The sequence below is a fragment of the Silvanigrella paludirubra genome (genome assembly GCF_009208775.1).
GTDB classification, from domain to species: domain Bacteria; phylum Bdellovibrionota_B; class Oligoflexia; order Silvanigrellales; family Silvanigrellaceae; genus Silvanigrella; species Silvanigrella paludirubra.
The window spans coordinates 527,346-542,064 of the sequence record NZ_WFLM01000004.1 but is presented as its reverse complement, the minus strand read 5'-3'; the positions used below and the strand labels follow the sequence as shown (position 1 = coordinate 542,064).

15 protein-coding genes are annotated in these 14,719 nt (G+C 29.9%); 7 read left to right on the top strand and 8 right to left on the bottom strand.

Translation table 11 applies throughout. The features are described from left to right. The 3 genes from rlmD to GCL60_RS13030 all read right to left on the bottom strand — a co-directional run bounded on the left by rlmD (nucleotide 1) and on the right by GCL60_RS13030 (nucleotide 3,277). A complete protein-coding gene (gene rlmD, locus GCL60_RS13040) occupies nucleotides 1–1,401 on the bottom strand; it encodes a 23S rRNA (uracil(1939)-C(5))-methyltransferase RlmD (RefSeq protein ID WP_153421104.1) in 1,401 nt (466 codons plus the stop codon). Between the two features lie 65 nt (nucleotides 1,402–1,466). Further along, nucleotides 1,467–2,432, bottom strand: a complete 966-nt coding sequence (locus GCL60_RS13035; protein WP_153421103.1) for a hypothetical protein — start codon at nucleotides 2,430–2,432, stop codon at nucleotides 1,467–1,469. Nucleotides 2,433–2,488: 56 nt separating this feature from the next. Then, nucleotides 2,489–3,277 (bottom strand): ImmA/IrrE family metallo-endopeptidase, encoded by a 789-nt coding sequence (locus GCL60_RS13030; protein ID WP_153421102.1) that lies wholly within the window; start codon nucleotides 3,275–3,277, stop codon nucleotides 2,489–2,491. Between the two features lie 248 nt (nucleotides 3,278–3,525). Here GCL60_RS13030 and GCL60_RS13025 point away from each other — a divergent pair, with 248 nt between their 5' ends. The 4 genes from GCL60_RS13025 to GCL60_RS13010 all read left to right on the top strand — a co-directional run bounded on the left by GCL60_RS13025 (nucleotide 3,526) and on the right by GCL60_RS13010 (nucleotide 7,417). Beyond that, on the top strand, nucleotides 3,526–4,371 hold the full coding sequence (locus GCL60_RS13025; RefSeq protein ID WP_153421101.1) for a flagellin N-terminal helical domain-containing protein: 846 nt from the start codon (nucleotides 3,526–3,528) through the stop codon (nucleotides 4,369–4,371). An 8-nt stretch (nucleotides 4,372–4,379) separates the two neighbouring features. Then, nucleotides 4,380–5,063 carry a hypothetical protein gene (locus GCL60_RS13020; protein ID WP_153421100.1) on the top strand — a complete coding sequence of 228 codons (684 nt, stop codon included), beginning with the start codon at nucleotides 4,380–4,382 and terminating at the stop codon, nucleotides 5,061–5,063. A gap of 113 nt (nucleotides 5,064–5,176) precedes the next feature. Continuing rightward, entirely contained in the window at nucleotides 5,177–5,926 is a 750-nt protein-coding gene (locus GCL60_RS13015; RefSeq protein WP_153421099.1) for a substrate-binding periplasmic protein, read from the top strand. Between the two features lie 144 nt (nucleotides 5,927–6,070). Further along, a complete protein-coding gene (locus tag GCL60_RS13010) occupies nucleotides 6,071–7,417 on the top strand; it encodes an anaerobic C4-dicarboxylate transporter (RefSeq protein ID WP_153421098.1) in 1,347 nt (448 codons plus the stop codon). A 120-nt stretch (nucleotides 7,418–7,537) separates the two neighbouring features. Here the strand turns inward: GCL60_RS13010 and GCL60_RS13005 are convergent, their stop codons facing one another. Both GCL60_RS13005 and GCL60_RS13000 read right to left on the bottom strand, forming a co-directional pair. Then, on the bottom strand, nucleotides 7,538–7,930 hold the full coding sequence (locus GCL60_RS13005; protein WP_153421097.1) for a hypothetical protein: 393 nt from the start codon (nucleotides 7,928–7,930) through the stop codon (nucleotides 7,538–7,540). Nucleotides 7,931–8,005: 75 nt separating this feature from the next. Then, nucleotides 8,006–9,001 carry a pyridoxal phosphate-dependent aminotransferase gene (locus tag GCL60_RS13000; protein WP_161998210.1) on the bottom strand — a complete coding sequence of 332 codons (996 nt, stop codon included), beginning with the start codon at nucleotides 8,999–9,001 and terminating at the stop codon, nucleotides 8,006–8,008. A 139-nt stretch (nucleotides 9,002–9,140) separates the two neighbouring features. On the opposite strand from GCL60_RS13000, the gene GCL60_RS12995 reads away from it, so the two are divergent. Then, complete coding sequence (locus GCL60_RS12995) at nucleotides 9,141–10,073, top strand: DUF1338 domain-containing protein (protein ID WP_153421095.1); 933 nt, start codon at nucleotides 9,141–9,143, stop codon at nucleotides 10,071–10,073. On the opposite strand, the gene GCL60_RS12990 is transcribed toward GCL60_RS12995, so the two are convergent. The 3 genes from GCL60_RS12990 to GCL60_RS12980 all read right to left on the bottom strand — a co-directional run bounded on the left by GCL60_RS12990 (nucleotide 10,070) and on the right by GCL60_RS12980 (nucleotide 12,988). Continuing rightward, on the bottom strand, nucleotides 10,070–11,077 hold the full coding sequence (locus GCL60_RS12990; RefSeq protein WP_153421094.1) for a hypothetical protein: 1,008 nt from the start codon (nucleotides 11,075–11,077) through the stop codon (nucleotides 10,070–10,072). The genes GCL60_RS12995 and GCL60_RS12990 overlap by 4 nt on opposite strands. A 154-nt stretch (nucleotides 11,078–11,231) precedes the next feature. Continuing rightward, nucleotides 11,232–12,119: a glutamate racemase gene (gene murI, locus GCL60_RS12985; protein ID WP_153421093.1), complete on the bottom strand. Its 888-nt coding sequence runs from the start codon at nucleotides 12,117–12,119 to the stop codon at nucleotides 11,232–11,234. Next, on the bottom strand, nucleotides 12,116–12,988 hold the full coding sequence (locus GCL60_RS12980; protein ID WP_153421092.1) for an HAD family hydrolase: 873 nt from the start codon (nucleotides 12,986–12,988) through the stop codon (nucleotides 12,116–12,118). The genes murI and GCL60_RS12980 overlap by 4 nt, the downstream gene beginning before the upstream one ends. A 77-nt stretch (nucleotides 12,989–13,065) precedes the next feature. On the opposite strand from GCL60_RS12980, the gene GCL60_RS12975 reads away from it, so the two are divergent. Together GCL60_RS12975 and GCL60_RS12970 are read left to right on the top strand one after the other, a co-directional pair. Then, nucleotides 13,066–13,818, top strand: a complete 753-nt coding sequence (locus GCL60_RS12975; RefSeq protein WP_153421091.1) for a PilZ domain-containing protein — start codon at nucleotides 13,066–13,068, stop codon at nucleotides 13,816–13,818. A gap of 85 nt (nucleotides 13,819–13,903) precedes the next feature. Further along, nucleotides 13,904–14,710: a substrate-binding periplasmic protein gene (locus GCL60_RS12970; protein WP_153421090.1), complete on the top strand. Its 807-nt coding sequence runs from the start codon at nucleotides 13,904–13,906 to the stop codon at nucleotides 14,708–14,710. The last annotated feature ends 9 nt before the right edge of the window (nucleotides 14,711–14,719 follow it).

Here is a 14,719-nt window from a genome sequence, read left to right as displayed (position 1 = left end):
TCAATTTTTTACGAGATAACACAAAACCTCATAATTATCAGTACCTGGGAAAGTATCAAATGGTTCAAAAATAACTGGAGTATATCCATGAACGGCAAAAGATTTTAAATCTTTTAACATACTGCTAAAAAATGAAGATAAATATAATACAGCTTTTGGCTCTAATTTTTTTATTTGTTCTATTGTATTCATACCACAGCCATTCTTTGGCGGATTCATAACAATAACATCAGCTTTATAAATTCTTTTTTCTTCTATCAATTTAGAAATGATATTACTTGATTCCCCTTCATAAAAACCAACATTACTAATATTGTTACTTTTTGCGTTTCTTATTGCATCTTTTATGGCAAAAGACGAATTATCTACACCAATTACTTCACGAGAAGATCTCGCTAATGCTAAAGAAACACCACCTGCACCACAATATAAATCGATTACTGTTTCTTTTCCAGTAAGCTCCGCCAATTCTTCAATACGATTATAAATGCGCCTTGCCATTAGTGTATTTGTAGGCATAAAACTTGCAGCAGAAAATTTTAAAATGATATCACTATACTTTTCTTCAATCAGGTCTTGCCCTACAAGTAACTTTAATTCTTGTTCTTGTTTTTCTTCATTTTGATCAGGTGAAGCGACTTGCATAAAAACACCCTGAATATTCATAAATTTCTCAGAAATATCTCTTGCAAATGGTCTTAATAAATTTAAATCGGCTTTGGTAACAACAAAGGTAACTTGAGCCTGCCTTGTATAATGAGAGGATCTTAAAATCACACAATGCAATAATCCATCTTTTTGTTTTGGAGTATAGACGGAGACATTATGAACACGAATTCCTGTTCTAATATAAGCCGAAATATCATTCATTACATTTGTTTGAATAGGACAACGGCCTGTATCCACAACTTCATTTGAAGACTGATTATAAACGCCTAAATCAATCCATCTTTTTGGATTTGCAAAATTTGAAAATTGAGAGGATTTTAAACCTGAATGTTCCGATGCCACCATTTTAACATGGTGTTTATAACCAAACTTTTCTTCAGATTCGATACAGTCTTTCACAATTGATCGTTGAAACTCATCTCCTGCTTTAAGAAGACGAGATTTAAAATCAGCCGTTTTTTGTTGGAGTTGTGTTTTATAAGCTAAATCTAGGGAAGGACATGAACCACATTTTTCAAGAATTTTACATGGTTGTTCATGCATTACTCTCTCGGAAACACCTTGGCGCATAGTCATCATTCTAATATTAGGGGTCGAATTATTTTGTTTCCAAACAAGCTTGCTTTCGTTTTCTTTGCTAAATTTCCGAGAAGGGTTTCTCGTTGAATTTCTATCGGAAGAAGAGGGTCTACTAGAGCGAGAAAATGCAGGCTTCTTATTTAAATCTATCATAATAAAACACACCAATATTAAAATTTTCAAAAAACGGAAAACAATAAGAAAGAATAACTTAATGACTAGGTGCTTAAAACCATAGCCTCACTTTCAACCTTTTCAGAACCTAAGTTCGGATTTGAAAGTAAAATTGCGTTCCACGCTTCCGCTAATAGCCTATCTGCAAGAACTTCGCCAGTAGAAACAGAAGGAACGCTTAAATTCTTTTGATCCAAAACCCATTTAGAAACAGCCATGACACCCTCTTGGTAAGTTGTCACTTTACTATCCGATAATTCTCTCATTTGACGCATTAAACGATACATTTTTCTACCTGAAAGAGCTCTATCATGCCATTTTAAGAAAGAGCTTGGGTCTAATGATTTACCATCATTTAATTTAGCCGTATCAGTCCACTTTTGTAGTTCTTGTTCCGTTAATTTAAGTTTATCTTGTAAAGCTAAAAGCTTTGCTGAGTTTTGTTTTTTAAATTTATCGAACTCATTTAGTTTTTGTTTTAAAGAAACTACCTCTTCTTTTAATTGTGAAATTTCTAAGATTTTTTTCTCAAAATCAATTAATGGAACTTGATTTTTATGATTTTGATTGGATTCTTTTAATAATTGATCCATTTCTTTCATTTGAATAATTAAACGTGCATTTTCTTCCGTTAATGAAAATAGTTTATTATTTGTCGCATTTTCTTCTTCTTTTAAAGCTTTTTCTTTTAGTTTAATTTCTTCTTTTGATTTTTTAAGATCATCTTTTAACTTTGCTGTTTCCTTACGGAGAGATAATAGTTCGGAATGATGTCCCGAATTTGTATTATTTTCATTATTTTTAGGCTGACTTGTTTTCTTTTCATTTAAATGGTTTGAAGGATTTGAAGCAGAGCTTCCAATAGATAAGAGTTTCGCTTCTAAGACAACTAATTTATTTTGAGTGGCTGTGTTTTTTGCGATCAATTTTTGCTTAGATAGAATAAGCCACGCACATAATAGAAGTGAAACACCAGAAAATACAAACGCACTAATTGTAGAAAAATCCATATCTGTTTCCATGAGTTGGTTAGAAACACAAGCTCTGAAAACTGTTTTAAGAGCTATTAGTTTCTATACATCAGAAAATCTTTTAACCGAATGTTTATCAAAGTACGACTCATCCAAAATAAGGTCATCAATTGTTCAACCGTATCTCGAGCGGGATCACATTGGCTAAAAGCAATTTGTAGCAAATACGACGGCATAAGCAAGAACAGAGCAAGTCTGTTCGCAAAAATTGCATTTTTTTGCTGAGGTAAAGCCGATTTCAATGAGTCTTTATTTAGCATAACCTGAGCAAGCTCTTTTGCAAGTAAAAACCTTAATGCCGTTCCAAATCTTTCTCCTTTAGGCCAAGTAATTAAATTTTTACCTTGCTCTACTCTAGATAAAATAAGATCTTTTTGATTTTCTTGCGCTCTCATTTCTACATTTTCTATAACATTTGCAAACTCAGGAATAAAAATTGGTAATGCTTTTATATTTGACAACTCTATTAATTTATTTGCTTCTTGTAATAATAATTCTCTTTCGGAAGATGTACACTGAAAATCGCCATACCCTTGATATTCGATCAAAGCATCAAATAAAACATTTTTACCTAATGAGATATCAATAAGATTTCTAGGATCTACTTCTAAAGCTTTAGCAAGTTGATTGATATTTTGAATTGATTTGATATTTTTCCTGCCATATTTCCAATGTGTACAATCAGCGGGATCAAATCCTAAAAGAGCTCCTACATCTTGGTCTGTTACCTTTTCAGCTGAATTTTTTTTGATATTCAAAATCTCTTTACAAAACTTAAATAGCTCAGCGCTATGCGGAAAACGGTTATTTTCGACATTAATCATATCAAGCGTCCTTTTCGCAAAAATCTACTACAAATATTGAATGAAGTTACCTCCTTGAATTGTAACACAAAAAAAGAACATTCCTAAAGAATAAAAAAAACAAACGCGGCTTTCTATACCTACAGCGGAATTGACGCCAAACGCTTTTAAATTAAGCAGTTTTTGATAGCGTAAAAAAGAGATCCTTTTCTAAAAAATAGGTTGTTTCATTAAATATCCCTATCGCATTTTTTTGAGTGGAGACGGCAATGGGCTACAGGATAATGACCAACGTAACATCGATAACGAATCAGAGACATATGCGTAATACACGCAAAATGCTCGATCAAAGCTTAGAGCGTTTAGCTTCTGGTTATCGAATTAACAAAGCCGCAGATGACGCTGCTGGTCTTGCCATTAGTGAAAAACTTCGTTCAAAAATAAGAGGATTACAGCAAGCACAACGTAACGCAAATGATGGCATTAGCCTTATTCAAACTGCGGAAGGCGGTATGAATGAAGTTCAAAATATGCTGATTCGCATGCGCGAACTTGGAGTGCAAGCGGCTTCAGATACGATTGGTCCAAAGGAACGAGTTTATCTCGATATCGAATACCAAGCTCTAAAAGATGAAATTGATCGTGTAGCCTATGCCACCGAGTTTAACGGAACACAATTATTAGATGGCACCGGCGGAATCCTAGAAATCCAAATTAACACAGGCGGTGATAATATTCTTGGTGTCGACCGCTTAGAGTACAATTCTTTTAAAGCAGATGTCAAAACCAACCGCTTAGGAGTGTCAGAACTCGCACTAGACACAAAATCAGGCGCACAACACTCTTTAACTGCAATTGAAAGTGCAATAGACTATGTGAGTGCAATTAGAGCAGATTTAGGTGCGTTACAAAATAGACTTGGTTCTACCATTAATAATATTGGAACCACTGTTGAGAATTTAAGCGCTGCTAATAGCCGCATTAAAGATGTGGATATAGCTGAAGAGAGTTCTGAATTAACTAGAAACCAAATTTTGCTTCAATCTGGTACAAGTGTTTTACAACAAGCAAATGCAACTTCGAGAATGGCTTTAACACTATTAGAAGGAAGATAAAATAATTTATGGCTGATAATCTAAAAATAACTCATGAAAATTTTGTCTCAATTGTAAAAGATTTAATGAAAATTACAGATACTATTTTAAAAAATGTTGTATCAAAAACAGAACAAGCTGCACTTGAAATTGGAAATAAAATTGAATCTGTTTCAAGCCTTTCTTCAGATCAAGCAAAAACAGTAAAAGGTTTGATTACAAGTATGTATCAAGAAGGAACCGATGCGCATTCCGAAGTAGAAAAAATGGCTAACGAAGCAAATAATATGGCTAATGAAATTTTTGAAAGTGCTGCTTCTGGTGATTTAGATAAAGCAAAATCGTTAGGCGAAAGCGATAGATATAAAGAATTAGGGCAAAAGACAGGAAATTTATCAAAACAACTAGAAAAACTTTCAGAATCAGATAAAGAACTTGCTAATATGATTGCTCCTGTAATTATGGCATTACAATTTCAAGATAGCGTAAGACAAAGTCTTGAAAATATTATTAAATGTTTCCACGAATTTTCTGAAAGATCACAAGGAATCACATATCAAAAGCTTTCTGGTGAATTAGAAAAAGATTTTTGGGCAACACTCGAAAATAAGTTCACAACCACAGATGAAAGAAATATTGTCCGCAAAACAGTTTATGGTGAAAACGCAAAATTAATAGAAGATACTGCAAAAAGCGATCCTTTTATGTTTTAATCAATAAACAAATTCATGATAATTACAAAAATTTTACCTAAAGTATTCATTAAAAAATGAACAAATTTCAAAAAAAATAATCAAGTAATTATTTTAAAATTTAGAAGGAATTTATGAAAATAATTTATATATTAATTTTTATTTTATTCACAAATTCTCTATTTGCAGAAGAAAAAGATATTATTATTTTGACCCATGAATTCCCAAACCAAACTGTTCCCGTAAATGAAAATATGATTAGAGGTCTAGCTGGAGAAATTTTAACTCAAGCACTAAAGAAAAGTAATATAACATATAAAATAATATTTTTACCTTGGAAAAGAGCACAAATAGATGCCGTTGTAAACAACAATAAAAAAACTTTTATTTTACCATTAACTAGAAATGAAGAAAGAGAAAAAAATTACTTATGGGTTTCTAAATTATATGATTTAAACACATTATTTTTAACCAATAAAAATCAAGATCCAATAAATAGTATTAATGAAGCTAAAAATAAAAAAATAGGTGTATTGCTAGGAACATCTTTTGAAGACACTTTAAATGATCCCAAATATAGTTTAAATAAAGATGATATTGAATTATCATACAATCATGAATCTATAATTAAAAAACTAATTGGGGGAAGACTTGATGGTTGGTATGACGTCAAAATTGATATCATAAGTGAACTCAAAAATGAAAATCAAAATCTATCCGATTTTCATTTTGGTAAAAAAATATTAATTGAAGAAAATTATATTGCTACGTCAAAATCTATATCCAAAGAGCTATATTTGAAAGTAAAAAATGCATTTGAAAGTTTCAAAAAAACTCCTGATTATGATAAAATACTAAAAAAATATTTAGAAGATATAAATTAATTTAATATATTTAATAAATATAAAACTAAATAAAAAAATGAAGATCATTTTTTTATTTAGTTTTATATATTATATTTTTATCGAGATAAGAAGAAATATTCTTTCTTTTAATCTCGATTATAATTATAGGAGATCTTTTAAGTTATGATTATATTACAATTTTTAGTAATTTTAGGTTGTCTTTTACTTGGCACACGATACGGAGGCATAGGCCTTGGGGTTATCAGTGGTATAGGATTATTTATATTGTCTTTTATTTTTGGATTGCCACCAGGAAATCCACCTGTAGGCGTAATTCTTACTATTATGTCCGTTATCGCATGCGCATCCATTCTTCAAACCGCTAAAGGTTTAAATGTTATGATGTATTACGCAGAAAAATTGTTACGTAAAAAACCAAATTACATAACTATTTTAGCACCCATTACAACTTGGACGTTAACCGTTTTGTGCGGAACTGGACATGTCGTTTATACCATGTTTCCCATTATTTATGATATAGCAATTAAAAAAAATATCCGACCAGAACGTCCTATGGCTGTTGCATCAATCGCATCTCAATTAGGGGTATGTGCCTCTCCTATGTCCGTTGCAGTTGTTTCCTTAGTATCTATTCTTGCTCATGCACATGGAATTGGAAATGCAATTAGCTTGATAGATGTATTAAAAGTTGCAATGCCAGCTTCTTTCGCTGGTATGATTTTAGCAGCACTTTGGAGTCTACGTCGTGGCAAAAATTTAAAAGATGATAAAGAGTTTCAAGAAAAAATAAAAGATCCAAATCAACGTAACTACATTTATGGTGACATGGAAAATTCATTGCAAAATAAAAAATTAACAAAAGAATCTTATCGTTCCTTATTTATCTTTTTTGCAACCATTGCTGTTGTTATTGTATTTGGATCATTTGAAAGTCTTAGACCACATTATATTGATAATGGAAAAACTGTTTCTTTATCAATGAATCTCATCATCCAAATTTTTATGCTTTTATCTGGTGCATGTATATTGATATTTTGTAAAGTAACTCCAAGAGAAGTTCCAGAAAGTGCTATTTTTAAAGCTGGAATGACAGCAATTATAAGTGTCTTTGGTGTCGCTTGGATGGCAGATACTTTTTTTCAATTTCACTTTGAATTTATAAAATCTTCCTTAGAACATATCGTAACATCTAAACCATGGACTTATGCAATTATTCTCGCCCTTGTTTCTTCTTTAGTAAACAGCCAAGCGGCTGCCATTGCTGCCATTGCTCCTATGGGTCTTGCATTAGGTCTTGATCCAAAAATAATTGTTGCTTTTCTACCTGCTGCTTATTGTTACTTTTTACTTCCTATTTATCCAAGCGATTTAGCATGTATTGGCTTTGATCGATCAGGAACGACACATATTGGAAAATTTATAATAAATCATAGTTTTATCATTCCAGGACTTATCGCTATAACCACAAGTTGTTTTGTTGGCTATCTGTTAGTACAAATTGCATTTTAATATATCAAAAAATTCATTTATTTTAAACTCATTCATTAGAAAAAAGATTAAGAAAAAATTTTTAATTGCAACTTTAGGATTATATTTAATTAATCTAGATGTATATAATAGAATATGAAATTAAAATCTATTATTTAAATAAGCTACCTCAGCCGCTTTTAACTCTTTAAAATTTCTTACTTCACCGTTACTTAAAACAACTTGAAAAAGATATTCCATTCGAACTTCACGATAATCATCTTTGGTATAAATAAATTTTTTTGCCTGATTATTTTTATTAACGTGTTTTAATATGGAAGTAAAACCCATCAATTCATTATTAAAAACAATTACATAAATGCATTCATTAGCAGAACAATAAAACTCTGTTGTGTTACTTTTATCATGCTGAAAATTGGTATAAATTGTTTTATATATCAATTGAAAATCACTTTTATCAAAATTTATAGCGCCAAAGGCGTGAGTTGAAAAAAAGAAAGAGGACAAAATAAAGATTCTGCTTAGAAAATTCATAAAATAAATCCTTTTATAATTATAAATTTCGTATTTGGAACAGAAAAGAAATAAAATGAATGAAACAAAAAAACTTCAGTCAAAAAATGATAAATAAGTATCAATTTTAGAGCAAATAGAACTTGGGCCTAAGCCAAAACGAATATATGGAATATCTTGTTTCGAAATATATTTTGGTTTGACGCCAGAATGTTCCTCGGCAAGGCGAAATATAGCATCTAAATTATTTAAATTCAATAACTTAGCCAAAAAAAAGGGGGCGTCTGATCGAAATACTTGAATATTTTTTCGTTTTATTTGAGAGACTTGATAAGCGTATGAAAGCATTTCATCTCTATTTTTTTGATACCAAGAAATATTTTCTAAAGCATATTTGCACGCCTTAATGCTATTTTTTTGCATACCTAAATTTAAATGAAAAGCACTTGGCAAATTACCTATAGCAAAACCCATCCGCAAGCCTGGCATACCAAAAAATTTAGAAAAGCTTCCAATCATAATTACATTTTTATATTTATATAAATCAGAAAAAGTATTTGAAAATAAAGGGGCGTAGACCATATCTAATAAAAACATATGTTCAGAGAACTCTTCAATCAATGGAATTAAATTAACTAAATCAACAGAATGACCTGTAGGATTATTTGGTGAAGTTAATAAAACAAGAGATTTCGGAAATTTTTTTAATTGATTTTTTAAAATTTCATAGTTTAAATAATAACTATCATTACAATAATTGCTTTGAAACTTATGAATTTGGTAATTGAGTCCTTCTGCTATATGCAAGTAGTTTGTCCAAGAAAAGTCTTCTAAAATAAGAGAATGATAACTATTTCTTAGCCAAGACAAAGATTTCACTAAAATATCTTCTGCGCCATGCCCCATGGTAATTTGTTGTTTATTGTCAACCTGAAGCTTTTCACATAACAACTGTCTTAAACTTTGTTGATCTTGATAAGAGGCATATTTTGATAGATCCCATTCAGAAAATGAGGAAAATACATTGTTTACTTGGGGATGATGAGAAAAAAAATATTCATTCCTGTCCAAACTAAGAAGCGGTGATGACAACTCGAAATCCCTCTTTCTTTTTAAAAAATATTTACTCACTAGCCAAAACCTAAGGCTTAAGTTAAATTTCTAACATAACTTTTTATCACTCACAAAGAAGCTCGTCTTCTTTTTCATATTTGAAAAAAGGTAACAATATATGCTTGAAATAAAAAAACAAGTTATCAGTAAAATAATCAAACAATTATGGATTAACTATAAAAACAAAGTAGGTCAAGTAAATGTTATTGAGGAAGCCATTCGAAAGCAAGGCGATGATTGGAGTGAAGATCATATTGCTTTCCGCACTCTTCCAGGAATTCACTGTGATTTAAATATCTTAAAGGAAGTCTTTGAACTATTAGGATATTCTAAAAAAGATGACTACGAATTCAAAGAAAAAAAACTAAAAGCAATTTCATTAATACCTCCTATTGAAGCAGACGCACATAGCACTAAAATATTTCCAAAAGTATTTATAAGTGTTTTAGAGTTAGATACTTTTTCAGAAAAATTTAAAGCTTGCGTAACAAAATACACTTCAGATATTGTTGCTTCTCCCTTAAATAAATTTAAACAAGAAATTGAAAGCTTAAAATCAAATCCTGAAAAAATAGAGGATGTTGCTAATTCCATTTCCTTATTTTTAAGTTACGGAGCATCCTGGAGAACACCAACATTTGAAGACTATGAACTTCTTAGAAAAGAAAGTGAATACGCTGCTTGGACTCTCGTTTATGGAAATACTCCAAATCATTTTACTGTGAGTGTTCACTTAATGAAAAACTTTAAATCATTAAAAGAGTTTAATCATTTTATTCAAGAGAAATTAAAAATTTCACTAAATAAATCTGGTGGCGATTTTATTAAAGGAACACCTTCTGTAAAGTTAGAACAAAGTGCTACATTAGCAGAAGAATGTATTGTTCCTTTTCAAGATGGATTTAAAAAAATTCCTTATGCCTTTGTCGAATTTGCCTTTCGTTTTCCATTAGAAGGAAAGTCAAATAATGGACTTTGGGATAGTTATTACCAAGGATTTGTAACAGACAATGCAGATAAAATTTTTGAATCCACAAATATCCGAAATTAAAGTTTAGTAGAAATATACTCAACATTACCAAGTTTATCATAAATTGTACTTGTTTTATGAATGTTAAGATTATTTCTTCTTTTAAGATTTGTGTTTAATCTTTTTTCTAATTTATCAGACAAATAAACAACAAATTCTTCACTACAAAAACTTCCTCTATTTGTTTTATATCCTATCCATTTTGCAAATGATTTATAAGCAATTTCTGTATTATAATAACTTTCAATTTCACGAAATGCTTTACGAAGAACAAATTTAATTTGTTCTTTATTTATTTTTTTAAGTGAGTCTATCATTTGAAGGAATTCACCTTCACTATTTTTATAGAAGCCATATTGTTTAAAATCGGCGAAATGATTCGTTGGTTTTCCAAAAGATTGAATCCCACTCCAAGGTGTTTTATTGTAGTCCATATTATCTTGTAATTGGGCAAAACTCCATCCATGATCTATTTTAACAAATTCAATAGAATCATTTATTTTTGCAATTCCTAAATTAGAAATGTGTGTGTCATAATCGCCAAGCCAAAGACTGACAGCTAATATTTTACCTAAGTTTGAAGCGTAATTATATTTAACAAACTCTTTTGATTTATCCGAATAAAATGGCAATAAAAATGTTGGTCTTTTTTTAAAATGCATTAGCTTATGAACTTCATTAAAATTTTCAAAAAAAATAGAGCCAACATATACTTCAGTATGTAAATCTTTTTTAATATATAATTTTGTATTTGTTTCTTTATTATATTTAGCTAAAATAACTTGCGAAGCATAACCAGGAATTACCAAATGATATAATTTAGCTGCTAAAAATTCACTAATTGTTTCTCCATCATTACGACCTTGTTTAAATAAAACAGTATAGTTTTCTGAAAAAGATTTATATTCATAGACACCACCCAAATTAGCTTTAGAAACTTGGCCTCCAATTTTTTCACCTTTTTTACGATAATTTATAATATATGACTTGGAAAAATTAGATGATTCATATATATTATTGTTCATAATTCCTCCTTCATAAGAAAAAATAAATTGCTCTTATTAATTACATTTTTTTAATTAGGATTTGATTACAAAATGATTAAAAAACACAAATGATCATTAGATATTTGGCTATTTTAAGCACTAAATACGAATAAATAATGCAAAATTAGAGATATTAAGTTTGAATTTCTACGGCTTGTACTTTAGGAAGCGAAATGGATGTAAAAAACCTGGCGATGCTTTCAAATTGCTCTGGGGAGTCTGTACAAAGAACATGTTTTTCCCCATGACAAAGATGATCTTTTAAGTTTGAATTCGATAAAAATTCAGTAACATAATTTACGATTGGCAAAGAAGATTCTACCAAATAAATGGGGTCCTCTGTATTTTTGGTACCAACTTTTAAGACCCAATCACCATCAATCGTTTTATAAATTACAGATTTTCCAAGCCTTCTTTCAATAGATTGAGCAATAGAGGAGGCAAGACGCGGATAATGTGTACAAGCTAACATAACTACTTTTGTATCTTCTGGAATGTCCCATAAATACATATCACAAGCCGCATCTACCATAGGACCTTGAGAAATACCCTCTTCAACCAAAGGAACAAAAAGAGGACAAGCTCTTGCCCAAACCTTTTCAACACCATGAAGGGAAAGTTCTTCATTAAACCGTTTACTTTTAACCGTAAAATTAGTTCCCAAAACAGCTACAGTTCTTGTTTTATCAAATAAAATATCAGAAACAAAAAGACAAAAACCTTCTACAATACCTATAATTGGTAATTTAAAAAGTTGTTGTAATTGTTTTGCGGCCACACTTGAAGCGGTTCCACAGGCTATAACCAATAATTCAGCATTTCGGCTAGCTAAGTATAAGGCCGCTTCAGAAGCGTATCTTGTAATGGTATCTTGGCTTTTATTGCCATACGGGCATCGTGCATTATCACCAAGATACTGGGTATTTAAATCGGGAAATCGTTTTAAAACATTTTCCCAAACAGTTAACCCCCCTTGGCTTGAATCAAAAAAAGCAATATTTGGGAGTATATTATTTTTCATATTTTTATAAGATTTCCAAAGATTTTTTCAACTCTTTGAGACGCTTCAAATCCAAATATAAGATGTTCTCTTTTACGAGAGGCAACTTTTAATTCCTCATTACTCATCTTATTTGACTTTACATGATTCAATGTTTCTTCATTTATTAAATTCACAAGACCCGCATTCCATCCCGCATTTCTTGCCGCAATTACATTTAAAGGAGTATCATCTATAAAATAAATATCATTTGTATTTAAAGTACCATTAAATTTACTTAAAATAAAACTTTGTGCTTCTAAAAATGCTAGTTCATAAATTTTTGGATTTGGTTTTTCGTACCCAATATCTTGGCTAAATATGGTAACATCAAAAAGCTCACGAACAGGAACCCTTTTTTCAATCATCACTTCATGCCAAGTTGTTGCATTACTAAGCACACCAATTCCAAAATTATTTCTGCGTAATTTTTTTGCTAATTCTACTACATTTTGTCTTACCGCCCCGACAACTAAGCTATCAGCCCTTTTAATATCATGAATAGACAAAGAAAAATTTTTATCTTCTATTTTTGCTGATTTTTTTAATGCCCTTATAAAGGAAATAGCATAGTCATATGCGCCCATTTTTCCTGTACACCAATTTTCAAGAACAGCTTCTTCTTTTAGAAGAGAATAGGTTTCTTTATGATTTTTAAAGCTATTTTCTGGTAATAACTTTTCAAATTCACAGATATAGGCGTCCCAATCTAAATCCAATAAAACACTGCCAATATCAAAAAACACAAAACCAGAGTAACCATTTGTTTTTAAACATTTATTTTGATTTGAATCACTAAAAATGATATCTAATTGATTGATATCTTCCATTGAAATTTCAGGCCAATACATTTTCACTCCTCAAGGGTCACAAATGGTTCCCGATAACCTAGCTAAGGAATAAGGACTACTTTGATAGAAAGAACATTATGCCAGTTGTGAAAAATCTCAACAACCTGAATCAGGAAAACAAAGCCACAAAAATCCATCTTCTTTTATTAGAAGAACATTCATTTGTTGCCAGTTTAGAAGCATCTTCTTTAACAAAAGCGGGTTTTCAAGTAACGCTAGCAAATAGTTTAGATGAAATGAATAAATCTTTAATTCATGAAAAAATAGATATTGTGATTATGGATTATTTTTTTCAAAGAGGAAAAGCAGTCAAAGAAATCAAAAATGCGAAATTAAAAAGTTTAAATAAAAATGTTCGTTTTGTTATTTCAAGTGTTCAAAATACTCAAGAAGTAAAAGATATTTCAAACACCTATCACGGAGATCTTTTTTTAGTAAAGCCAATAGCCAGACAATCTATGATTCAAGAATTGAAAAAACTAGCAAAACAAGATTTCAGAAAAAGCGTTAGAACAAAGTGTAATATTCCCTTTACAATTTTTTTTAAAAACAATATATTTCAAACTTTTGCTATTGATATTTCAAGTGAAGGCTCGCATTTATTAGATAAAGAAAACAAATTAAATGCTTACGTAGGAATGGAACTTAACATCGAATTTATGCTTCCCAAAACTCCTGAACTTATTAAAGCAAAAGGAATTATTGTTAGAATTACCGAAGAAGGATTTGGCCTAAAATTTAACAATATTTCTAAGTCAGATAAACATAAAATTGAAGACTATATTTCAAAAAACAGTCTAGAAGTTAAATCTATTCATTATTATTTATAGCATGTCAATTTTATATTATTTGTTTTTGAATTTAATTTATTTATTATTATAATACAAAGTAACTTTTTAATTAGGAAAATTAAAAATGAAAAGAATTACTTTAATTTTATTTTTTCTATTAATTTTAAAAATAAACACATTTAAAGCTTTTGGAAATTCAAATGAAATAAATTGCAATAAAAAATTTAAAATATCTTTGTATGATTTTGGATTATTTTATTCAAAGGAAACAAATTCTGGTATAGATAAAGATATTGCATTAGAACTTGAAAAAAGAAGTAAATGTTCTTTTGATTTCATAACAAATTCTCCAAGAATACAAGCTTTAAAACTTTTGGAGACTGGAGATATTGATATAAGCATGTCCTCTATTGAAACCCCAGAAAGAGATGAATATGCTTATTTTTATCACTATCAACAATCAAAAAATTATATTATTATTCGTAAAAATATTCATGCTAAAAATTGGGATGATTTTATTTCAGATCCAAATTTAAAATTTGGAATTGTGAAAGGTTACCGACATGGTGTATCCGATGAAAAAATCATTTATTTAAAAAAACAAAATAGAGTAATAGAATATTTAGACCCTTTCAAACTATATAAAGCATTAAAAAAGAATGAAATACAAGCCGTTTTAGGGCTGGTTCCTGTCTATAAATTCTATCTAATGAAAGAAAAAGGGCTAGAGAATTTGGTTAAAGAATTTGACTGGAATCCAAACGAAAAAGCAGTTAAAAATGGAATCATGATGTCAAAAAAAGTCTTTACAAAAGAAGAATCTGAAAAATGGGGAAATATTTTACAAAATATGGTTCATGATGGAACTATATACAAAATTTTTAGAAAATATTTAAATGAAAATGAATCAAACGAAATGTTACTAAAATAAATTTTATTA